The sequence below is a fragment of the Devosia sp. CN2-171 genome (assembly GCF_049354815.1).
Lineage (GTDB): Bacteria > Pseudomonadota > Alphaproteobacteria > Rhizobiales > Devosiaceae > Devosia_A.
The window spans coordinates 501,756-522,429 of record NZ_CP186479.1 but is presented as its reverse complement, the minus strand read 5'-3'; the positions used below and the strand labels follow the sequence as shown (position 1 = coordinate 522,429).

Annotated in this window: 32 protein-coding genes; 1 reads left to right on the top strand and 31 read right to left on the bottom strand. The window is 63.4% G+C overall.

Annotated features, from left to right (window positions below; translation table 11 throughout):
* Nucleotides 1-26: 26 nt before the first annotated feature.
* The 7 genes from ACOYW5_RS02715 to ACOYW5_RS02685 form a co-directional block, all read right to left on the bottom strand.
* On the bottom strand, nucleotides 27-362 hold the full coding sequence (locus tag ACOYW5_RS02715) for a hypothetical protein (protein WP_423067725.1): 336 nt from the start codon (nucleotides 360-362) through the stop codon (nucleotides 27-29).
* 10 nt (nucleotides 363-372) lie between these two features.
* A complete protein-coding gene (pdhA, locus tag ACOYW5_RS02710) occupies nucleotides 373-1,386 on the bottom strand; it encodes a pyruvate dehydrogenase (acetyl-transferring) E1 component subunit alpha (protein WP_423067724.1) in 1,014 nt (337 codons plus the stop codon).
* Between the two features lie 123 nt (nucleotides 1,387-1,509).
* The gene (locus ACOYW5_RS02705) at nucleotides 1,510-1,905 is read right to left on the bottom strand and encodes an FtsB family cell division protein (protein ID WP_423067723.1); all 396 of its coding nucleotides are present in this window, start codon (nucleotides 1,903-1,905) and stop codon (nucleotides 1,510-1,512) included.
* Between the two features lie 91 nt (nucleotides 1,906-1,996).
* Nucleotides 1,997-2,968: an NAD(P)-dependent alcohol dehydrogenase gene (locus tag ACOYW5_RS02700; RefSeq protein WP_423067722.1), complete on the bottom strand. Its 972-nt coding sequence runs from the start codon at nucleotides 2,966-2,968 to the stop codon at nucleotides 1,997-1,999.
* Nucleotides 2,969-2,979: 11 nt separating this feature from the next.
* Complete coding sequence (gene eno / locus ACOYW5_RS02695; protein ID WP_423067721.1) at nucleotides 2,980-4,254, bottom strand: phosphopyruvate hydratase; 1,275 nt, start codon at nucleotides 4,252-4,254, stop codon at nucleotides 2,980-2,982.
* Between the two features lie 106 nt (nucleotides 4,255-4,360).
* Nucleotides 4,361-5,194 (bottom strand): AraC family transcriptional regulator, encoded by an 834-nt coding sequence (locus tag ACOYW5_RS02690; RefSeq protein WP_423067720.1) that lies wholly within the window; start codon nucleotides 5,192-5,194, stop codon nucleotides 4,361-4,363.
* A 48-nt stretch (nucleotides 5,195-5,242) separates the two neighbouring features.
* Nucleotides 5,243-6,208, bottom strand: a complete 966-nt coding sequence (locus ACOYW5_RS02685; RefSeq protein ID WP_423067719.1) for an NAD-dependent epimerase/dehydratase family protein — start codon at nucleotides 6,206-6,208, stop codon at nucleotides 5,243-5,245.
* A gap of 373 nt (nucleotides 6,209-6,581) precedes the next feature.
* On the opposite strand from ACOYW5_RS02685, the gene ACOYW5_RS02680 reads away from it, so the two are divergent.
* Complete coding sequence (locus ACOYW5_RS02680; RefSeq protein WP_423067718.1) at nucleotides 6,582-7,124, top strand: AAA family ATPase; 543 nt, start codon at nucleotides 6,582-6,584, stop codon at nucleotides 7,122-7,124.
* A 25-nt stretch (nucleotides 7,125-7,149) separates the two neighbouring features.
* Here ACOYW5_RS02680 and adhP read toward each other — a convergent pair whose 3' ends face one another.
* The 24 genes from adhP to rpsS all read right to left on the bottom strand — a co-directional run bounded on the left by adhP (nucleotide 7,150) and on the right by rpsS (nucleotide 20,671).
* Nucleotides 7,150-8,175: an alcohol dehydrogenase AdhP gene (gene adhP / locus ACOYW5_RS02675; protein ID WP_423067717.1), complete on the bottom strand. Its 1,026-nt coding sequence runs from the start codon at nucleotides 8,173-8,175 to the stop codon at nucleotides 7,150-7,152.
* Between the two features lie 101 nt (nucleotides 8,176-8,276).
* Nucleotides 8,277-9,323: an NAD-dependent epimerase/dehydratase family protein gene (locus ACOYW5_RS02670; protein WP_423067716.1), complete on the bottom strand. Its 1,047-nt coding sequence runs from the start codon at nucleotides 9,321-9,323 to the stop codon at nucleotides 8,277-8,279.
* A 115-nt stretch (nucleotides 9,324-9,438) separates the two neighbouring features.
* On the bottom strand, nucleotides 9,439-9,858 hold the full coding sequence (gene rplQ / locus ACOYW5_RS02665; protein ID WP_423067715.1) for a 50S ribosomal protein L17: 420 nt from the start codon (nucleotides 9,856-9,858) through the stop codon (nucleotides 9,439-9,441).
* A 62-nt stretch (nucleotides 9,859-9,920) separates the two neighbouring features.
* On the bottom strand, nucleotides 9,921-10,940 hold the full coding sequence (locus tag ACOYW5_RS02660; protein WP_423067714.1) for a DNA-directed RNA polymerase subunit alpha: 1,020 nt from the start codon (nucleotides 10,938-10,940) through the stop codon (nucleotides 9,921-9,923).
* Between the two features lie 100 nt (nucleotides 10,941-11,040).
* A complete protein-coding gene (rpsK, locus tag ACOYW5_RS02655; RefSeq protein ID WP_423067713.1) occupies nucleotides 11,041-11,433 on the bottom strand; it encodes a 30S ribosomal protein S11 in 393 nt (130 codons plus the stop codon).
* A gap of 83 nt (nucleotides 11,434-11,516) precedes the next feature.
* A complete protein-coding gene (rpsM, locus tag ACOYW5_RS02650; protein ID WP_423067712.1) occupies nucleotides 11,517-11,885 on the bottom strand; it encodes a 30S ribosomal protein S13 in 369 nt (122 codons plus the stop codon).
* Nucleotides 11,886-12,060: 175 nt separating this feature from the next.
* Nucleotides 12,061-12,630 (bottom strand): adenylate kinase, encoded by a 570-nt coding sequence (locus ACOYW5_RS02645; RefSeq protein WP_423067711.1) that lies wholly within the window; start codon nucleotides 12,628-12,630, stop codon nucleotides 12,061-12,063.
* Nucleotides 12,627-13,961 (bottom strand): preprotein translocase subunit SecY, encoded by a 1,335-nt coding sequence (gene secY, locus ACOYW5_RS02640; protein WP_423067710.1) that lies wholly within the window; start codon nucleotides 13,959-13,961, stop codon nucleotides 12,627-12,629. The genes ACOYW5_RS02645 and secY overlap by 4 nt, the downstream gene beginning before the upstream one ends.
* 127 nt (nucleotides 13,962-14,088) lie before the next feature.
* A complete protein-coding gene (gene rplO, locus ACOYW5_RS02635; protein ID WP_423067709.1) occupies nucleotides 14,089-14,589 on the bottom strand; it encodes a 50S ribosomal protein L15 in 501 nt (166 codons plus the stop codon).
* Nucleotides 14,590-14,601: 12 nt separating this feature from the next.
* Nucleotides 14,602-14,790 carry a 50S ribosomal protein L30 gene (rpmD, locus tag ACOYW5_RS02630; RefSeq protein WP_055049089.1) on the bottom strand — a complete coding sequence of 63 codons (189 nt, stop codon included), beginning with the start codon at nucleotides 14,788-14,790 and terminating at the stop codon, nucleotides 14,602-14,604.
* A 16-nt stretch (nucleotides 14,791-14,806) separates the two neighbouring features.
* Nucleotides 14,807-15,334, bottom strand: coding sequence for a 30S ribosomal protein S5 (gene rpsE / locus ACOYW5_RS02625; RefSeq protein WP_055049088.1), 528 nt, complete (start codon nucleotides 15,332-15,334; stop codon nucleotides 14,807-14,809).
* A 19-nt stretch (nucleotides 15,335-15,353) separates the two neighbouring features.
* Nucleotides 15,354-15,716, bottom strand: coding sequence for a 50S ribosomal protein L18 (gene rplR, locus ACOYW5_RS02620; RefSeq protein WP_423067708.1), 363 nt, complete (start codon nucleotides 15,714-15,716; stop codon nucleotides 15,354-15,356).
* Nucleotides 15,717-15,728: 12 nt separating this feature from the next.
* The gene (gene rplF, locus ACOYW5_RS02615) at nucleotides 15,729-16,262 is read right to left on the bottom strand and encodes a 50S ribosomal protein L6 (protein ID WP_423067707.1); all 534 of its coding nucleotides are present in this window, start codon (nucleotides 16,260-16,262) and stop codon (nucleotides 15,729-15,731) included.
* Between the two features lie 56 nt (nucleotides 16,263-16,318).
* A complete protein-coding gene (gene rpsH, locus ACOYW5_RS02610) occupies nucleotides 16,319-16,717 on the bottom strand; it encodes a 30S ribosomal protein S8 (RefSeq protein ID WP_423067706.1) in 399 nt (132 codons plus the stop codon).
* Nucleotides 16,718-16,729: 12 nt separating this feature from the next.
* Nucleotides 16,730-17,035, bottom strand: coding sequence for a 30S ribosomal protein S14 (rpsN, locus tag ACOYW5_RS02605; RefSeq protein WP_423067705.1), 306 nt, complete (start codon nucleotides 17,033-17,035; stop codon nucleotides 16,730-16,732).
* Nucleotides 17,036-17,055: 20 nt separating this feature from the next.
* Nucleotides 17,056-17,613: a 50S ribosomal protein L5 gene (gene rplE / locus ACOYW5_RS02600; protein WP_423067704.1), complete on the bottom strand. Its 558-nt coding sequence runs from the start codon at nucleotides 17,611-17,613 to the stop codon at nucleotides 17,056-17,058.
* Nucleotides 17,606-17,920: a 50S ribosomal protein L24 gene (gene rplX, locus ACOYW5_RS02595; RefSeq protein WP_423067703.1), complete on the bottom strand. Its 315-nt coding sequence runs from the start codon at nucleotides 17,918-17,920 to the stop codon at nucleotides 17,606-17,608. The genes rplE and rplX overlap by 8 nt, the downstream gene beginning before the upstream one ends.
* Nucleotides 17,920-18,288, bottom strand: coding sequence for a 50S ribosomal protein L14 (gene rplN / locus ACOYW5_RS02590; RefSeq protein WP_421759808.1), 369 nt, complete (start codon nucleotides 18,286-18,288; stop codon nucleotides 17,920-17,922). Before rplN ends, rplX begins: the two co-directional genes overlap by 1 nt.
* A 57-nt stretch (nucleotides 18,289-18,345) precedes the next feature.
* A complete protein-coding gene (rpsQ, locus tag ACOYW5_RS02585; protein ID WP_423067702.1) occupies nucleotides 18,346-18,579 on the bottom strand; it encodes a 30S ribosomal protein S17 in 234 nt (77 codons plus the stop codon).
* A gap of 10 nt (nucleotides 18,580-18,589) precedes the next feature.
* A complete protein-coding gene (gene rpmC, locus ACOYW5_RS02580) occupies nucleotides 18,590-18,820 on the bottom strand; it encodes a 50S ribosomal protein L29 (protein ID WP_423067701.1) in 231 nt (76 codons plus the stop codon).
* A gap of 5 nt (nucleotides 18,821-18,825) precedes the next feature.
* Nucleotides 18,826-19,239 (bottom strand): 50S ribosomal protein L16, encoded by a 414-nt coding sequence (rplP, locus tag ACOYW5_RS02575; RefSeq protein WP_055049078.1) that lies wholly within the window; start codon nucleotides 19,237-19,239, stop codon nucleotides 18,826-18,828.
* A 16-nt stretch (nucleotides 19,240-19,255) separates the two neighbouring features.
* Nucleotides 19,256-20,011, bottom strand: coding sequence for a 30S ribosomal protein S3 (rpsC, locus tag ACOYW5_RS02570; RefSeq protein ID WP_423067700.1), 756 nt, complete (start codon nucleotides 20,009-20,011; stop codon nucleotides 19,256-19,258).
* Entirely contained in the window at nucleotides 20,011-20,391 is a 381-nt protein-coding gene (rplV, locus tag ACOYW5_RS02565) for a 50S ribosomal protein L22 (protein WP_291392983.1), read from the bottom strand. The genes rpsC and rplV overlap by 1 nt, the downstream gene beginning before the upstream one ends.
* Before the next feature lies 1 nt (nucleotide 20,392).
* A complete protein-coding gene (gene rpsS, locus ACOYW5_RS02560) occupies nucleotides 20,393-20,671 on the bottom strand; it encodes a 30S ribosomal protein S19 (protein ID WP_055049075.1) in 279 nt (92 codons plus the stop codon).
* Between the last annotated feature and the right edge of the window lie 3 nt (nucleotides 20,672-20,674).

The following is a 20,674-nucleotide window of genomic DNA, read 5'->3' as shown; positions in this document are numbered from 1 at the left end:
AGCGCGGGCATGAGGATCGTGGGCATTCAGCTCTCCGAACTGGAGGATGGATTGGCGAGGACCGTCGGGTCCTCATGTAAATTGTTCTGCTGCGCGGCGCCAAGGACGATGCCGAGCACCGCAACGCCGATCACGGCGACGATGAAGGCCAGGAAGGCCATCTGGTAGCGCCGCAGATGCGGCTCCACCGAAGGGCCGCCGGCGGCGCGGATCTCGCCAAAGCGCCAGCCGCCGAGGGCGAACCAGCTCTTCAGGCGCTGCCCTGCCGGCACCAGCCCGATGATTTGCACGGCCGACATCAAAGCCACCGCCCAGGCGCCGAGGATTGCAGCGGCGACCAACGCAATGAGGATGCCGAGCACCAGCCGGTCCTCACGCCGGAGCGTAGATATCGGTCCAGAGCTCGGACGCGGCCGGCTCCGGATCGGAGGTCGCGAAATCTGCCGCCTCGGTGACGATGGCACGGATCTCGGTCTCGACTTCCTTGAGCCACTCTTCGGTGCCGTAGCGCTTCTCAAGGATCCGCGCCTTCACCTGCTCGATCGGATCGCGCTCGGCGCGCATGGTCGAGACTTCGTCCTTCGAACGGTACTTGGCCGGATCGGACATGGAGTGGCCGCGGTAGCGGTAGGTCAGCATCTCGAGGATGTACGGCCCCTTGCCGGAGCGGGCGTGCTCGATGGCGCGCTTGGCGGCGTCGTGCACGAGGCGGACATCCATGCCGTCGACCTGCTCACCCTCGATGCCGAAGGAGATGCCGCGCTTACTGAAATCGGGCTGGCCGGAGGCGCGCTCGACCGAGGTGCCCATGCCGTAGCGGTTGTTCTCGACGATGTAGACGGCCGGCAGGTTCCAGAGCTTGGCCATGTTGAAGCTCTCATAGACCTGACCCTGGTTGGCCGCGCCGTCACCGAAATACGAGATCGAAACCGTGCCGTCGTTGCGGTATTTGCTGGCAAAGGCGAGGCCGGTGCCGAGAGACACCTGTGCGCCGACGATGCCGTTGCCGCCGTAGAAGCGATGCTCGTTGGAGAACATGTGCATCGAGCCGCCCTTACCCTTCGACAGGCCGCCCTGGCGTCCGGTGAGTTCGGCCATCACACCCTTGGGATCGAGGCCCATGACCAGCATGTGGCCGTGATCGCGGTATCCGGTGATCTGGGCGTCCTCGCCCTTCTTGGACGCCATAGTGATTCCGGTGACCACGGCTTCCTGACCGATATAGAGGTGACAGAAGCCGCCGATCAGGCCCATGCCATACATCTGGCCGGCCTTCTCCTCAAAGCGGCGGATCAGCAGCATGTCGCGGTAAGCGGAGAGTTCCTGTTCCTTGGTCAGTTCGGGGACGTTGGACTGGGCCGTTTTGGCCACCGCTTTACGCGCCATGGGCGAAGCTCCGAAATATGGGTATGCCGCATCGTGTCCGCGGCGGAAGCTCGCGAACCGAGGAATGTTAGCGCAATAATGTGACGGAAGCGAATCCTGGAATGACTCTAGGAAACGGCGCTATCAGTCTATGCCGTCTTCGATAATTCCGGTTAACTCACCCGCGGTTGACGGCGCAGATGAACCAGAAATAGGTTTTCCGGTTCGTGGGTCGATCATCACCACGATGTCGTTCGCCTGGGCCATCGACAACAGCGCCCTCGCCCGTTCGGAGACGAGATCCGGGTCGAGCTTGGTGGTCTGGAACAGGTCGATCCGATGCCGGTAGGAATCGATCTCGGCCTGCAGCGCACCGGACTTGGCATTGAGTTCGTCGATCTCTGCCTCGAGCGCATCCTGGCTCTCGATGCCGAACTGGCCGGTGACCACGCTATAGCCCAGATAGCCCTGGAACGCGATCAGGCCGAGAGCCACGGCGACGTGGCGCCAGAAGGCAGGGCGTTTGAGGCGGGTGGGCATGGACGGGACCGTTTGATGAACCCACCCAACATAGTTCAGGGGAACTTAACGGGTGGTTGCGGGCAAGACTACCTACCCCCCTCGCGAACGGTCAGCCATCGGGCGTGATGATCACCTTTCCGAAGGCGAGGCCGCTGCCGAGCCGGCGCAGCGCCTCTGCCCCATCAGCCAGCGGATAGACGCTGTCGATGACCGGCGTCAGAGTACCCGCGAGGCACCGCTCGGCCAGATCGGTGAAGTCCGCAGTCGACGGGCGATGAATGAGAAGTTCGAGGCGCTGGTCGCGCTTCCGGCCAACCAGGGGGCCGAGCGCCGCAACGCCTAGGATGCTGGACAGCGTCCCGCCGATCACCACCAGGTTGCCGCGATCGCGGAGGCAGCGCGAAAAAGCGTTCGGCGAGTGTCTGGCCACGACATCGAGGATGAGATCGTAGCGATCCGGATCGGTGATGAAGTCGGCTTCGCGATAGTCGATGAAAGCGTCCGCGCCGAGCGCCAGAAGGCGCTCCCGCTTCTCACTCCTGTCGACCGCCGTCACCGTGGCGCCTAGCCCCTTGGCGATCTGGAGAGCTACCGTGCCGACGCCGCCCCCGGCACCATTGAGCAGGACGGCGTCGCCAGCGCCCAGCGATGGGCGGCAGCGCAGGCCCTGCAGTGCAAGGGCGCCGGCCTGCGGCAGGGCGGCCGCCTTCACAAAATCGAGGCCAGAAGGGACAGGCGCGAGAGCGGCGGCGACGGCGCTGACATAGTCGGCAAAGCCGCCCCAGCTGCCTCCGGACAGGTCGCCGAACACGGCATCACCTGGGCTGAACTGGCTGACACCCTGCCCCACGGCCTCGATCGTGCCGGCGATATCGGCGCCGAGAATCTTGTGTGGCGGGCGGAACGGCGAGCCTATGCGGCCCATCAAGGTGCCGGTGAGCAGATCCCAGTCCCGGGAGTTCACCGAGGCGGCGCGAACGCGCACCAGCACCTCGCCGGGGCCAGGCTGCGGCCGGGGCACCTGCTCCAGCCGCAGAGCTTCTGGCGGGCCGTATCGTTCGTAGACGAGGGCCCGCATCATCTGTTGAACCCTCAGCCCTTGAGGATCGAGCGGCCGGCGTATCTGGCGGCCGAGCCCAGCTGCTCTTCGATGCGGATGAGCTGGTTGTACTTCGCCAGCCGATCCGAGCGGCTGAGCGAGCCGGTCTTGATCTGGCCCGAGTTGCAGGCGACGGCGAGGTCGGCGATCGTCGAGTCCTCGGTTTCGCCGGAGCGGTGCGACATCACAGAAGTGTACGCGGCGCGGTGCGCGGTATCGACGGCGTCGAGCGTCTCGGAGAGCGAACCGATCTGGTTCACCTTGACGAGGATCGAGTTGGCGACGCCCATCTTGATGCCGGACTTGAGGCGCTCGGTGTTGGTGACAAACAGGTCGTCGCCGACGAGCTGGGTCGTCTTGCCGAGAAGGTCGGTGAGGAACTTCCAGCCCTCCCAGTCGTCCTCGGCCATGCCGTCTTCGATGGTGATGATCGGGAACTTGTCGACGAGGCCGGCGAGGAAGCGCGCATTGTCTTCCGACGACAGCGACTTGCCCTCCCCTTCCATCTCATACTTGCCGCCCTTGAAGTACTCAGTGGAGGCACAGTCGAGGCCCAGATAGACATCCTTGCCGGCGGAGTAGCCGGCCTTCTCGATCGACTTCACGATGTACTCGAGCGCCGCCTCGGCCGACTTCAGGTTCGGCGCGAAGCCGCCCTCGTCGCCGACATTGGTGTTGTGCCCGTCTGCCGCGAGGCCCTTCTTGAGGGTGTGGAAGATTTCCGAGCCGATCTGCACGGCATGAGCGATGCTCTCAGCGCCGACCGGCAGGATCATGAACTCCTGCATGTCGATCGGGTTGTCGGCATGGGCGCCGCCATTGATGATGTTCATCATCGGAACCGGCAGAATGTGGGCGTTCGGGCCACCGACATACTTGTAGAGCGGCAGCGAGCTCGAGTCGGCCGCCGCCTTGGCGACGGCGAGCGAGACGCCGAGGATGGCGTTGGCGCCCAGCCGCGACTTGTTCGGCGTGCCGTCGAGTTCGATGAGCGTGCGATCGACGCCGATCTGGTCGAGGGCGTCGAGGCCCTGAATCTCGGCGAATATCTCGGTGTTGACGAAATCCACCGCCTTGGTCACGCCCTTGCCGAGGAACGGCTTGCCGCCATCGCGCAATTCCACCGCCTCGTGGGCACCGGTCGAGGCGCCCGACGGGACGATGGCACGACCGAAGCTGCCATCGTCGAGAACCACGTCGACTTCAACCGTCGGATTGCCACGGCTATCGAAGACCTGCCGGCCGGTGACGTCGATGATGGTGGACATGAGCGCTGACCCTCTCTGCAATCGTTTGCTTGGCCCTTGTTAGACAAGGCCAATGACACAGTGAAGGGGGCGCGGGGATTAATTTCGTTGCCCCGCGCCTGCGATTTCACACCAGCGGCAGGTAGAGATCGGTCAGCAGCTCTGCCGGCGGCGTGTCGCGGGGATTGTTGAGATACTCCTCCAGCACCGGTACATCGGCGGCCTCCCGGCCCGACTGCGGCAGCCAGGTGCCGAACATCCAGTTGTAGGCGGCGCGCATGTCGCTATACGGCCCCTTATAGCGAAGCACCGCGTAATCGCGTGCTTCGACGTCGTAGGTTTCCATGCCGACCGGAGCCGGCCCCTCGATGAGCGCACCGGCGAGGGAGCGAAGCTTGCCCTCTTCGACCGCGCTCGGATCGTCGAGATAGGCGCCGATCATTCGGGAGTTCCCGGTGACTAGGCCCAGCATCCCCAGCCGCCCGAACAGCTCGCCAAAGGCCTTGCCGATGTTCATGTAGCTGCCGGTATGCGGCTGCACGACAAGGCGCCTGGCTGGCACGTGCCGGACCTCTATGTCGTAGTGCAGCGTCGGCGCGCCGTTGTGCGCCGGATTGAAGGCGGCATGGCTGCCTTCCTTGCGATAGCGCGCCGGCGGCATGCCGTAGGCATCCGAGAAGATGCGGGTGAAGGACTGCAAGTTGTCGTAGCCGGAGCGGCGGGCGACATCCTCGACGCTGTCCTCGCCGTTGACGAGGAGTGCCGCGGCTCGCTGCAGCCGCAACCGGCGCACCGCCGCGGCGACGGTTTCGCCGCGCATGGCGGAATAGACGCGGTGCCAGTGCCAGCGGGACATGGCGGCGACATCGGCGAGACGATCGAGATCGAGCGCCTCGTCGAGGTGATCATAGATGAAGGCGGTGACGCGGTTGACGCGCGTCTCGTAGCTCTGGAGCGACATGGCTTTCCCTCTTTGCTGATGCCGAGGAGGTGCCATGGGCCGATTTCACTAGTCTTGCGGACTTGCGACGCGGCCGTTGGCGATGAGCCAGCTGACCGCCTCCTGCACCGCTTCTAGCGAGGAGTAGCGCGGCACGAAGCCGAGCAGGCGCTTCGCCTTCTCCATCGAATGGCTAGGGCTGCGGATGATGTGCTCCCAGGTCGCGGCGGCTTCGTCGGGGCTCTGCATGGCCTGCCACTGGTCGAACGGCAGGTAGCGCAACTGGGGCTCATGCCCGAACCAGCGATACATCGCCTCGGCATAGCCGCGCAGGTTCAAGGCCTGCGGCGACACCGCGTTGAAGGCCTCTCCCACGGCGGCAGAGCGGTTGTCGATGATCGCCATGACCAGCCGCGCCAGGTCGTCGGCATGGACGTGGTGGACGGTCTCGAGGCCGAAGTTCGGCAGCACCAGCGGTTCGCCCCGCGCGATGCTGGAGAAGACCTCGGAGTTGAAGTGGCCGGCCGGGTTGAGCGGATCCCAGCCGGGACCGACGATATGGCCGGGGCGGAACACGGTGGCCGGAAAGCCCGCCCGCCGCGCCTCGCCGAGCAGCCAGGTCTCCATTGCCGCCTTCTGCGTGCCGTACTCGCCGAAGGGGTTTAGCGGCTGGTCCTCGGTCGCCGGTACCGTGGCGTTGTGGCCGTAGACCCAGATGGTGCCGCAATGGATGAAGTGCTGGATACGGCCACGGAGCGCTTCGACGAGGTGCTGCGTGCGCGGCAGGACGAACGAGATCATGTCGATGACGACATCGGCCTCGAGCGCCGCGATGGCTGAGCCGAACCTCTGCTCATGCTCGGCCGCATCGCGATCGAGGATCACCGTTTCAACCTGCTTCCAGGCGGCGTGCGGACGGTAGGGCTGCTTGTGACCACGGGCGACATTGACGACCTGATGCCCGGCCTCGACCAGTCGGGGCACCAGATAGGTGCCGACATGGCCGCTGCCACCGATGATGACGACTTTCGACATGCTGGCTTCCTCCACTTGGCGCGCAACTTAGTGCGGCTGGCGATGGCAGGAAAGCCGAAACACCGACGGCCCGACTGGCTGTTGCCATCGGGGTTTGTGCAGTCTCGCCGCTTCCAAGGATGCGGCATGGGCGGGACTTCGTCCCTGTGGCGGTCGTCCGCCAAACTGTACAAGGTTGGGACTCTCGCCCCGCCCATAGCGAACGGTCTTTTGGCCCCGATGGTGCGCAAAGCGGACGCTTCCACCAAACCCTGGACGAGACGCCTCCCCTCCAGCCCGAACCCTCACCGCGATGCCGCGTAGCATCTCGCATCGATGAGGTGAGTGCAGTATAAGGCCCGCCCGGTGCGAGGGGATAAGAAGGGGGAAGTCCATGGAAACGCTGCCATTGTCGGCGCTGGGCGAGCGCATCATGATCTGCGGCCCCTCCAATGCCGGCAAGTCGACGCTCGCCGTTGCGCTAGCGAACAAGCTTGAGGCTGAGCCGTATCACCTCGACCTGTTTCGTCACCTGCCCGACACCGATTGGGTGGAGCGATCGAACGAGGAGTTCGCCGCGCTCCACGACCAGGCCGTCCTGGGGGAGCGCTGGGTAATGGAGGGCAACTACAGCCGACTTATGCCGAAGCGCTTCGCCCGCGCCACCGGCATCATCCTGCTAGGGGACAATCGCCTCGCCAACTTCCGCCGCTACCTGTGGCGGACGCTGTTCGAGAAGCGCGGCCGTATCGGCTCGCTCGCAGGCGACAAAGACAGCATCAAATGGGAAATGGTGCGCTGGATCCTGGTCCGGCAACCCAAGCTGCGCGAGCGAGACAGGACCTACCTGCGCAGTGCAGGCCTGCCCATGATCGAGCTCGACTCGATGGCCGAGCTCAATCAGCTTTACGCCGCGTGGGGACTGGACCGCGGCTAAGCAGCCAGCTGTGGCTGCCGCGGCGTCAGTGCATGTCGAGGACGATCCGGCCGTCGATCTTGCCTTGCTCCATGCGGGCGAAGATGTCGTTGATGTTCTCGAGCTTGTCCCAGGAGAAATGTGGGGCCACCTTGCCTTCGCCGGCGAACTCAAGGGCCTCCTCGAGATCCTGCCGCGTGCCGACGATGGAACCACGCACGGTGATGCGCTTCAGCACGGTGGCAAAGATGGGCAGTTCCATGTCGCCCGGCGGCAGGCCGACCACTGCCATGGTGCCCTTGGATCGCAGCATGCCGAAGGCCTGTCCGAAGGCTTTCGGGCTGACGGCGGTAACCAGCACCCCGTGCGCACCGCCGCCGGTCTCGCGGATCATCTGGCTCACGGCATCCGGAGCTATGGCGTTGATGGCGAGATCGGCACCAAGGGACCGCGCGAGGTCAAGCTTGTCCTCGTGCACATCGACGGCGGCCACGTGCATGCCCATGGCCTTGGCATACTGGACCGCCATATGGCCGAGGCCGCCGATGCCCGAGACGATCACCCATTCGCCCGGCCGGACTTCGGTCTCCTTGAGACCCTTGTAGACCGTGACCCCGGCGCACAGCACCGGCGCCGCCGGTCCGAACTCGAGCCCGTCGGGAATACGTCCAACAAAATCGGGATCGGCGAGACCATAGCCGGCAAAGCTGCCGTTCACCGAGTAGCCGGTATTGGACTGAGCCCCGCACAGGGTCTCCCAGCCGGTCCGGCAGTAGGGGCAGTAGCCGCAGGCCGAGTGCAGCCATGGCACACCTACGCGGTCGCCTTCCTTCACGCGCTTCACCCCCTCGCCCACCGCAGCGACATAGCCGACGCCTTCGTGCCCGGGGATGAAGGGCGGGCTTGGCTTCACCGGCCAGTCGCCATTGGCGGCGTGCAGGTCGGTGTGGCAGACGCCGGTCGCCTCGAACTTGACGAGAATCTCGCCCGCCCCGGGCGTCGGTACTGTCCGCTCTTCAATAACCAGTGGCTTGCCGAATTCCCGTACAACCGCTGCCTTCATCGTTGCCATGTGATCGCTCCAGCTTGACTTCGCGTCACCTTGGCACGGCACAGGCGTCACAGGTCTTGATCTGGCTCAAGCTCTGAAGCGGAGGCGTTTTGCAGTGGCTGCTATTTCGGGACGGGCTTTGTTACCAGCCCCAGCTTGATCACGCTTTCCGCCGTGGCGAGGATCGCCTCCCTGGCGCCGATGAACTTCCGGCCGAGAAGCTTCTCGGCCTTGGCGCCGTCGAACACCTTCTCGTTGCCGATATCGTTGATGATCTGCCGCGCCGGCCCGCCGAAGCTGGCGATCAACTTGATGATCCAGTCGGGCACCCGTTTCGTCGTGATCCCCCAGTCCGGATAGGCCTCGCGCACGATGTCGGCCACTTTCGGGAACGGCGTGTACTCGGCAGTGGCGAGATAGCGCTGGCCGAAGGTCTCCGGATTCTCCTGCGCTTCGACATGCAGGGCGGCAACATCGCGGACATCGATGATCGAGAAGCCGTTGCTCGGCGTCGCCGGCACCTTGCCCTCCAGCAGCCCCGTGACCATGCCCAGCGAGATGCTGGCATGCTCGTCGAGCGCCGGACCGATGATGGCACCGGGATGGATCGTGGTCAGGTCGATCCCGTGTTCCTTGGCGAAAGCCCAGGCGAACTGCTCGGCCCGGGTCTTGCCGACGCAATAAGCCCAGGTCCACTTCATATTGTCGAGGTTGGTGAAGTAGGTCTCGTCGTACACGCGCCGCCCGCTGGTCTGGCCGTGGCCATAGCCGACGGTGGCGATCGAGGACGTCATGATGATGCGCTTAATGCCGGCGGCGTCGGCGAAGCGGAACACCCGCTGCGTACCCTCGAGGGCCGGCCGGATGACGAGATCCTGGTCCTTGGGTTCATCGGCACGGATGGCGGTGGCGATGTGCTGCACCGTGCTGACGCCGGCCATGGCTTTGGCCCAGCCCTTGTCGTCGAGCAGATCAGCCTCGACGAGTTCGAGATTGCTGAGAGCCCCCTGCCCCAGCTCCCGGGCCAGCGTGTCCGTGACCTCCCCCGCGCGCGTGAGCGACCGCACCGTCCCGCGCACCCGATAGCCTTTGCGCAGCAGCTCGAGGATCGTCCACTTGCCGACGAACCCGGTTGCACCGGTGACGAGGATCAGCCCCTGCTCAGTCATGCTCACTCTCCCCAAGACGAGTAGCTATACGGCCCGCATTAAATTCCGCGGTCAAACAAAAAGGCGGCCCGGATCAACCGGACCGCCTTTGAAATGTGTGCCTGAGGGCAGCAGCTTATGCCGCCTCGGACTCGCTCTCGACATTCACCGGACCGGAGTCCTTGCCCTTGGCATCGGGATCGCGATCGACCAGCTCGATGACCGCTAGAGCGGCATTGTCGCCGTAGCGGAAACCGGCCTTGAGGATGCGGATGTAACCGCCCTGACGCTCCTGATAACGCGGGCCCAGAACGCCGAACAGCTTCTGCACCTGGGTCTCGTCGCGCATCTGTGCGATCGCCTGGCGGCGAGCATGCAGATCGCCACGCTTGCCCAGCGTGATCAGCTTCTCGACGATCGGACGCAGTTCCTTGGCCTTGGGCAAGGTGGTCACGATCTGCTCGTGCTTGATCAGCGAGGCAGACATGTTGGCGAACATGGCCTTGCGATGGGCCGAGGTCCGGTTGAGCTTACGGTTCGCATTACCGTGGCGCATTTTGTTACTCCCTAAGGCCCGGGCGTCTCACGACGGGCGGTTAGCGGCTGGTGTTGGCCAGCTTAATAGTGATCTTCGTAGCGCTTGGCCAGATCGTCGATGTTCTCAGGCGGCCAGTTCGGCACGTCCATACCAAGGTGCAGGCCCATCTGAGCCAGTACTTCCTTGATCTCGTTGAGCGACTTGCGGCCGAAGTTCGGGGTGCGGAGCATCTCGGCTTCGGTCTTCTGGATGAGATCGCCGATGTAGACGATGTTGTCGTTCTTGAGGCAGTTGGCCGAACGGACCGAGAGCTCGAGCTCGTCGACCTTCTTGAGCAGCGCCGGGTTGAAGGCGAGTTCCGGGACGGAGTCCTGGGCCTTCTCCTTGGTAGGCTCTTCGAAGTTGACGAAGACCGACAGCTGGTCTTGCAGGATACGCGCGGCGTAAGCCACGGCGTCTTCCGGCGAGATGCCGCCATTGGTTTCGACGGTCAGCGTCAGCTTGTCCTTGTCGAGGCTCTCGCCGGCACGGGTCGCGTCGACCTTGTAGGAGACGCGGCGGACCGGGGAGAACAGCGCATCGACCGGGATATAGCCGATCGGAGCGTCCTCGGGACGGTTCTTCGCGGCGGGGACGTAGCCCTTGCCGGTGTTGACGGTGAACTCGATATTGATCTCGGCGCCATCGTCGAGGTGGCAGATCACCAGCTCGGGGTTCAGCACTTCGATATCGCCGGTCACCTTGATGTCGCCGGCCGTCACGGCCGCGGGGCCCTGCTTGGTCAGCGTCAGCCGCTTCGGACCTTCGCCAGCCATCTTGACGGCGATTTCCTTGACGTTCAGCACCAGGTCGGTAATGTCCTCGCGAACACCCGGCAACGAGGAGAACTCGTGCAGGATGCCGTCGATCTGGATTGCGGTAACAGCCGCACCCTGGAGTGACGAAAGCAGCACGCGGCGCAAAGCATTGCCAAGCGTCAGGCCGTAGCCGCGCTCAAGCGGCTCGGCCACGACCGAGGCGACGCGCACGTTACCGCTGTCCGAAACGATGTCCAGTTTGGTCGGCTTGATGAGTTCCTGCCAGTTCCGCTGGATGGTCACGGTATTGTCCTTTCAAATGGGCGGTCCGCCTAACCGCCTGTCCAAAGCAATGTCCCTATCCCGGCGCGAGTGCGCGCGCCGGGAGATCTACCGTGACAAATCAGACGCGGCGACGCTTGCGCGGCCGGCAGCCATTGTGCGGGATCGAGGTGACATCGCGGATGCTGGTGACGTTGAAGCCAGCAGCCTGCAGCGCACGGAGCGCCGATTCACGACCCGAACCGGGACCACGAACTTCGACCTCGAGAGTCTTCATGCCGTGTTCCTGGGCCTTGCGGGCCGCATCTTCCGCCGCAACCTGGGCGGCATATGGGGTCGACTTACGCGAACCCTTGAAACCCATCACACCCGAGGACGACCACGAGATGGTGTTGCCCTGCACGTCGGTGATGGTGACCATGGTGTTGTTGAACGACGCATTCACATGCGCCACACCGTTGGTGATGTTCTTACGCTCTTTGCGCTTTACGCGCGCGACTTCTGGCTTTGCCAATTTTCTTCCTTCAGTTCGATATCGACGCTGCCGTAATTCCAGCAGCTACATCAGGACAGCGGAGAGGTGCTCCGCGACCCGAATTACTTCTTCTTGCCGGCGATCGGCTTGGCCGGACCCTTGCGGGTGCGGGCATTGGTGTGGGTGCGCTGGCCATGGACCGGCAGACCCTTGCGGTGACGCAGGCCACGGTAGTTACCGAGGTCCATGAGCCGCTTGATGTTCATCGCGACGTTCCGGCGGAGATCACCCTCCACGACATAGTCGCGGTCGATGGCTTCGCGGATCTGGATCACCTCGGCGTCGGTCAGGTCGTTGACGCGACGCTCGACCGGGATACCAACCTTGGTGGTGATGTCCTGGGCGAACTTCGGGCCGATGCCGTGGATGTACTGAAGCGCAATGACAACGCGCTTGTTGGTCGGGATATTGACGCCAGCAATACGAGCCACGTCCGCTCTCCTTTAGTCGGTAGCCGAAGCCACCCGTTTGATAACGACAAGGGACCGGAGTCCGACCCCTCAGTGTGCGAGGAACCGAATCCAGCCCGATAATCCATGAGACTGGCGCGGTTCATAAGGACACGGACCGGCAGAGTCAACTGCCAAGGCCCCTGCCCCGGTCATACTAGTTATGCACGGCCCTGCGGATCGCTGCCGTCACATCATCTACCGGCTGCGTGCCGTCGACAGACTTCAGCAGCCCCTTGCCGCGATAGAACTCAACAAGCGGCGCGGTCTGCTCGCGATAGACGTTGAGGCGGTTACGCAGAACCTCCTCATTGTCGTCACCGCGGGCAACGCCCGATTCCTTGGCCCGCTTGGCAATACGCTGCACAAGCACGTCCGGGTCGGCGGTGATCTCGATCACGGCATCGAGCTCCATGCCCTTCTCCGTGAGCATTCCATCCAGCGCCTCGGCCTGCGGAATGGTCCGCGGAAAGCCGTCGAGGATGAAGCCGGCCTTGCAGTCTTCCTGGTCCAGCCGCTCCGACACGATGCCGTTGACGATGGCGTCAGACACCAAGTCACCGCGATCCATGACTTCCTTGGCCGCGAGGCCCATCGGAGTCTTGGCCGCGATGGCCGACCGAAGGATGTCGCCGGTCGAGAGCTGCGGGATCCCGTAGCTATCGATCAGCACCTTGGCCTGTGTACCCTTGCCGGCACCCGGAGGGCCGAGGAGGATCAACCTCATTTACGCTTGCTCCCAAGCCGCGAACGCTTCACCAGACCCTCGTACTGTTGCGCAATCAGATGGCTCTGGATCTGCGTCACAGTGTCGAGAGTGACCGTCACGATAATCAGCAGCGAAGTGCCGCCGATGAACTGGCTGACGTTCAACTGGCTATGGATCAGCTCGGGGATCAGGGCAATGACCGTCAGGTACAGCGCACCGATCACGGTGATGCGGGTCAGCACGTAGTCGATGTACTGAGCCGTACGCTCACCCGGGCGGATGCCCGGAATGAACCCGCCCGACCGCTTCAGATTGTCGGCGGTATCGGCGGGGTTGAACACGATCGAGGTGTAGAAGAACGCAAAGAAGATGATCAGCACCGCGAACAGGATCAGATAGGCCGGCTGGCCTCGTCCGAGCAGAGCCGCGGTCACCTGCAGCCACTGCGGTGCGTCACCCTGCGCCGCGAAGGACGCAATGGTGGCAGGCAGCAGCAGCAGCGACGAGCCGAAGATCACCGGGATAACGCCCGAGGTGTTGAGCTTCAGCGGCAGGTGCGACGTGTCGCCCTGGAACATCTTGTTGCCGACCTGGCGCTTCGGATACTGGATCAGCAGCCGTCGCTGTGCCCGCTCGAAGAAGACGATCGTGGCAATCACGACGATCGCGATGACCGGCAGCAGCAGGCCCCAATAGCCCGCGATACCGCCCGTGCGGGTCAGCTCGAGGGTCTGGATGATCGTCGCCGGCAGGTTCGCCACGATACCGGCGAAGATGATCAGCGAGATACCGTTGCCGATGCCGCGCGAGGTGATCTGCTCACCCAGCCACATCAGGAACATGGTGCCGCCAACGAGGGTGATCACCGTCGAGATACGGAAGAACCAGCCCGGATTGATCACCACGCCCTGGCTGCTCTCGAGCCCGACGGCAATGCCGTAGGCCTGCACAGCGCAGAACACGACCGCGAGATAGCGCGTGTACTGGTTGATCTTGCGCCGGCCGCTCTCGCCTTCCTTGCGCAGGGCTTCCAGCCGCGGCGACGCGGTGGTGATGACCTGCACGACGATCGAGGCCGTGATGTAGGGAATAAGGTTCAGGGCAAAGATCGCCATGCGCTGCACGGCACCGCCGGCGAACATGTCGAACATGCCGAAAATGCCCTGCGAGGCGTTCTGGAACGTCAGCGCATAGGCATCGGGGTCGATACCGGGCACCGGGATGTAGGTCCCGAGGCGATAAACGAGAAGCGCACCCAGTGTGAACCAGATGCGCTGCTGAAGGGCCTTCGCCTTCGCGAAGGTCCCGAAGTTCAGATTCTTGGCCAGCTGTTCGGCTGCGGACGCCATAATCGCTCCCTAAGGCTTCAAGGCCAGGTGCGCTCGAAGCGTACGGGAGGGAGAACTCCGCTTCCCGGCGCTACAAACCAGAAAAAAGCGCACTCGGCTGGTCAGCCGAGTGCGCCCGGGCCGACTATTAGCCGGCGTGTGGAGTCTTCTTCCAGGTCGCCTTGGCCGGGATGATATCGATCTTGCCACCGGCCGATTCAATAGCGGCAGTAGCACCGGCAGTCGCGTAGTTCACCTTGAAGGTGACCTTGGACGCCTTGAAGCCGGACGAACCGATGAGGCGCACGCCGTCCTTGACGCGACGGATGACGCGGGCAGCGATCAGCGCGTCGGCGTCGATCACGCCCTTGGCATCGAGCTTGCCGCTATCGATGTAGGCCTGGAGACGATCGATACGCACTTCGTTCCAGTCGCCCGGATTCAGGGCGTTGAAGCCGCGCTTCGGCATACGCATGTGCAGCGGCATCTGGCCGCCTTCGAAGCCGTTGATGGCGACGCCGGAGCGTGCCGTCTGGCCCTTGCCGCCACGACCGCCGGTCTTGCCGACGCCCGAGCCGATGCCGCGGCCAACGCGCACGCGCTTCTTGTTGGCACCCGGGTTATCCCGGAGTTCGTTCAAACGAGTCATTGTTCTCGTTCCTTATTTGGCGTCGACGACGCGCACGAGGTGCGGGATCTTACGGATCATGCCGCGGACCTCGGGGGTGTCCTTGAGGGTCGACTGCTTGCGCACCTTGTTGAGGCCGAGCCCGATCAGCGTGGCCCGCTGGTCGGCCGGACGGCGCGACGGGCTCGCAATCTGCTCGATGGTGACGGTCTTATCGGCCATTTCCAACTACTCCGGATCAGGCTTCGACGGTCTCGCCACGGCGAGCCTGGAGGTCGGAGACCTTCAGGCCGCGACGGGCGGCGACCGAACGCGGGCTATCAACGCGCTTCAGCGCATCGAAGGTGGCCCGCACCATGTTGTACGGATTGGCGGTGCCCTGCGACTTGGCGACGATGTCGTTGACCCCGAGGGTCTCGAACACGGCGCGCATCGGGCCGCCGGCGATGATGCCGGTACCGGGAACGGCAGCGCGGAGGATGACCTTGCCGGCGCCGTGGTGACCCACGACGTCGTGGTGCAGCGTACGGGCATCCCGCAGCGGCACGCGGATCATCTGGCGCTTGGCCTGCTCGGTGGCCTTGCGGATGGCCTCGGGCACTTCACGCGCCTTGCCATGACCGAAGCCAACGCGGCCCTTCTGGTCGCCGACAACGACGAGTGCAGCGAAGCCGAAACGACGGCCACCCTTCACCACTTTGGCGACGCGGTTGATGTGCACCAGCCGGTCGACGAATTCGCTATCGCGCTCTTGAACGTCTCTCATTGTCTTTTCCTTTACGCGATCAGAACTGGAGGCCGGCTTCGCGAGCCGCGTCGCCCAGGGCCTTCACACGGCCGTGGTACAGGTAGGCACCACGATCGAACACGACCTCGGAGACCTTGGCGGCAATGCCACGCTCGGCGATCAGCTTGCCCACGGTGGCAGCAGCCTCCGCGGTCGAGCCGGTCTTGAGCGACGACTTCACGTCCTTGTCGATCGTCGAGGCGGCAGCGAGCGTACGGCCCGAAGCGTCGTCAATGATCTGGGCGTAGATATTCTTGCCCGTGCGGTGCACGGACAGACGCGGGCGGCCGGCGGAATTGGCCTTGAGCGCCTTGCGGACGCGGGCCTTGCGGCGATCCGCACCTTTGAGCTTGGTCTGCATCTCGGCGCTTCCTTACTTCTTCTTGCCTTCTTTGCGGGCGATGTATTCGCCCACATAGCGCACGCCCTTGCCCTTGTAGGGCTCCGGCGGACGCCAGCCGCGGATATCGGCAGCAACCTGACCGACCTGTTGCTTGTCCACGCCGGTGACGACGACTTCCGTCTGCGTCGGCGTAGCGATCGTGATCCCCTTGGGAGTCTCGAACACCACTTCGTGGCTGAAACCGAGCGAGAGCTTGAGATCCTTGCCCTGCATGGCGGCGCGGTAACCGACGCCCTGGATCTGCAGCTTCTTCTCGAAACCCTTGTCGACGCCAACAACCATGTTGTTGATTAGCGCACGGGTCGTCCCCCAGGCAGCGCGAGCTTCCTTGGTGTCGTTGGCGGGCTCGATGACGATGCCGTCATCGGTCTGCTTGGCGTTCACGATATCCATGAGCGTCAGCGACTGCTCGCCCTTCGGCCCCTTCGCGGTGACCGTGCGATCGGAGATCGTGACGGTAACGCCACTGACCTTTGCGACCGGCTTTTTGCCTGTACGGGACATTCTGTTCTTACTTCCTTCGGAGTAATCGTCACACCGACGGCTTCAAGGCATCAGCCTTAGAAGACGCGGCAGAGTACCTCGCCACCCAGGTTCTGGGCTTTAGCTTCGTGGTCGGCCATCACGCCCTTCGGGGTCGACAGGATCGACACACCGAGACCGTTCGCGACGGACGGGATATTCTTCACCGACGCGTAAACGCGACGGCCCGGGCGCGAGACGCGCTCGATAGTACGGATCACCGGCTCGCTGTCGGAGTACTTCAGTTCGATGTCGTACTGAAGGACGCCGTTGTCCATGTGCGACTCCGAGTACCCGCGGATGAAGCCTTCCGACTTCAGCACGTCGAGGACACGGCCGCGCAGGGTCGAGGCCGGGGTGGTGACCACATCGCGACGGCGCAGCTGCGCGTTGCGGATGCGGGTCAGCATATCGCCGATCGGATCAGAGAGGGACATATCTGTTTCTCCTTACCAGCTCGACTTGACCATGCCCGGGATGAGCCCGAGGCTGCCAAGCTGACGCAGGGCAATACGGCTCATCTTGAGCTTGCGGTAATAGCCACGCGGACGACCGCTGACTTCGCAACGGTTGTGGACGCGGTTCTCGGCCGAATTGCGCGGCAGCGCAGCCAGCTTGAGCTGGGCAGCGAAGCGCTCTTCGAGCGACAGCTTCTGGTCCATAACAGTCGCCTTGAGCTTCGCACGCTTGGGAGCGAGCTGCTTAGCAAGGCGCTTGCGCTTGTTGTTCTTCTCGATGGAGCTGGTCTTTGCCATGTCCTACCTCGTCTCTTCCGTTACTGCCGGAAGGGGAAATTGAAAGCCTTGAGCAGAGCCCGGGCTTCGTCGTCCGTGCGGGCCGTCGTGCACACGATGATATCCATGCCCCAGGTCTGATCGATCTGATCGAAATTGATCTCGGGGAAGATGATGTGCTCTTTGATGCCCATGGCGTAGTTGCCGTTGCCGTCGAACGAATTCGGGTTCAGGCCACGGAAGTCACGAACGCGCGGCAGTGCGATGTTCACCAGGCGATCCAGGAACTCGTACATGCGGACCTTGCGAAGGGTCACCTTCACGCCCAGCGGCATCTCTTCGCGGACCTTGAAGCCGGCGATGGACTTGCGGGCGTGAGTGATGACGACCTTCTGGCCGGCGATCCGCTCGAGATCGGCAGCAGCGGCCTTCACCTTCTTGGTGTCGTTCACGGCCTCGCCGACACCCATGTTCAGCACGATCTTGTCGAGCTTGGGCGCCTGCATGACGTTCTTGTAGCCGAACTCTTTGATGAGGTTGGCTTTGATGGTCTCGTCGTACTGGGTACGGAGACGCGGGATATAGGCGGTATCAGCCATCGATCGAGTCTCCGGTCGACTTGGCCACGCGCACCTTGGTGCCGTCGGCATTGATCTTGAAACCAACGCGGGTCGCCTTGCCATTGGCATCGGCCACCGCGAGGTTGCTCAGGTGAATCGGCGCGGCCTTGGTGAAGATGCCGGCATCCTGGCTCGCGGTCTGCTTGGTGTGGCGACGCACGAGATTGATGCCGGTAACCACGGCGCGGGTCTCGTCAGGCATGACGCGCTCGACCGTACCGGTCTTGCCCTTGTCCTTGCCGGCGAGAACGACGACCTTGTCGCCCTTCTTGATCTTGGAAGCCATCACAGCACCTCCGGAGCAAGCGAAATGATCTTCATGTGGTTCTTGGAACGCAGCTCGCGCGGCACTGGCCCGAAGATACGGGTGCCGATCGGCTCGGACTGATTGTTGATCAGCACAGCTGCGTTGCGGTCGAACCGGATGACGGTGCCATCGGTGCGGCGAACCGGGAATGCGGTGCGCACGACAACGGCCTTCATCACCTGGCCCTTCTTCACGCGACCACGCGGGATCGCATCCTTCACGGAGACGACGATGATGTCGCCCACCGAAGCGTACTTGCGGTGCGAACCGCCGAGCACCTTGATGCACATGACACGACGCGCACCCGAATTGTCGGCTACGTCGAGATTGGACTGCATCTGGATCATGGCTTGATGCCTTCTAAGTTTCGGGGTCTGCCTACCCGGCGAGCCCTAAATTCCGGTTTACGCGGAGGGCTTTAGGACCCAACGCTTGTTTTTCGAAATCGGCGCCGACTCTTCGATCCACACGACATCCCCAACCTTGGCCGCATTGGCCTCGTCGTGGGCGTGGTACTTCTTCGACCGGCGCACGGTCTTCTTCATCACCGGGTGGGTGAACGCGCGGTCGACCCGCACCACCACAGTCTTTTCATTCGTATCGGAGACCACGGTCCCCTGCAGTACGCGCTTGGGCATCTGTGTCTCCTTACTTCGCTTCGGCCTTTTGGCCGAGGATCGTCTTGACCCGCGCGATCTCGCGGCGGACCTCACGAACCCGACCCGGCTTTTCCAGCTGCTGGGTAGCGCGCTGGAAGCGAAGGTTGAATTGCTCTTTCTTCAGCCCGAGGAGCTGATCCTTCAGCTCATCGGGGGTCTTGGCGCGAAGGTCGGCGGCACCGCCGCTCTTCACTTCCGTCTTCTTGGGTGCACGGGCCATGGCTATCAATCCGCAATGCGGGTGACGACCCGCGTGATGATTGGAAGCTTCATGGCGCCGAGGCGCAGGGCTTCCTTGGCGACGTCCTCGGGGACGCCGTCGATTTCGAACAGGATGCGACCCGGCTTTACGCGAGCCGCCCAGAACTCGACCGAACCCTTGCCCTTACCCATGCGGACTTCGGTCGGCTTCTTGGAAACCGGCAGGTCCGGGAAGACACGGATCCAGACGCGGCCGGCGCGCTTCATCTCGCGGGTGATTGCGCGGCGGGCCGCTTCGATCTGGCGAGCAGTGACGCGCTCGGGCTCCTGGGACTTCAGGCCGAACTGACCGAAAGCCAGCTCCGTGCCACCCTTGGCATTGCCATGGATGCGGCCCTTATGAGCCTTGCGGAACTTGGTACGTTTTGGCTGCAGCATTTTTGTCTATGCCTTCTCAGTTCGCAGCTTCGCGATCGCGACGGTTCGGGCGATCGCCACGATCGTCACGGTCGCCACGCTCGCGGCGCTGGCCATCGTTCGGCGCGGCTTCCGTTGCACGGCGCTCGTGCGCCGACGGATCGTGCTCGAGGACTTCGCCCTTGAACACCCACACCTTGATGCCGATGATGCCGTAGGTCGTACGGGCTTCGGCAGTGCCGTAGTCGATATCGGCGCGCAGCGTATGCAGCGGAACGCGACCTTCGCGGTACCACTCGGTACGCGCGATATCGGCACCGCCGAGACGGCCACCAACGTTCACACGGATGCCACCGGCGCCCATGCGGATCGCGGTCTGCACGGCACGCTTCATCGCACGGCGGAACGCCACGCGACGCTCGAGCTGCTGGGCAATGCCCTGGGCGACGAGGTTTGCATCGGTTTCCGGCTTGCGCACTTCAACGATGTTGATGTGCACTTCGCTGTCGGTGAACTTCTTCACCTTGGCGCGGATCTTGTCGATGTCAGCGCCCTTCTTGCCGATCACGATGCCCGGACGAGCAGTGTGGATCGACACGCGGCACTTGCGGTGCGGACGCTCGATGACGATCTTGGAGACGGCGGCCTGCTTGAGGTCCTCGAGCAGGGTCTCGCGGATCTTCAGGTCTTCCTGCAGCAGGTTACCGTACTCGGCGCCGTCGGCGTACCAACGAGAGTCCCAGGTGCGGTTGATGCCGAGGCGCAGACCGATCGGGTTGATCTTCTGACCCATTATGCGGTCTCCTCAACTTGGCGAACCACGATCGTGAGGTTCGAGAACGTGTGCTCGAGACGAGCGGCATGGCCACGACCACGCGCCATGAAGCGCTTCATGATCAGGCCGTCGCCGACATAGGCCTCGGCAACGATCAGGCTGTCCGGATCGAGACCGTGGTTGTTTTCGGCATTGGCGATGGCGCTCTCGAGCGTCTTCTTCACCGGGCCGGCGACGCGCTTGCGCGAGAACTCGAGCTCGGCCAGGGCCTTGTCGACCTTCTTGCCGCGGATCATCGCTGCCACGAGGTTGAGCTTCTGGCCCGAGGTGCGAAGCATGCGGAGAACCGCCTTTGCCTCGTTGTCCTTGAGCGCGCGCTGAGTTTTCGGCTTGCTCATCTTACTTCCTCTTGGCCTTCTTGTCGGCCGCGTGCCCGTAGTAGGTACGGGTCGGGGCGAACTCGCCGAACTTGTGGCCGATCATTTCTTCCTGGACGTTCACCGGCACATGCTTGTGGCCATTGTGAACGCCGAAGGTGAGACCGACGAACTGCGGCAGGATCGTGGAACGACGGCTCCAGATCTTGATGACTTCGTTGCGACCGCTCGCACGGCTGGTCTCTGCCTTCTTGAGCAGGTAGCCGTCGACGAACGGGCCTTTCCAGACTGAACGCGACATGGC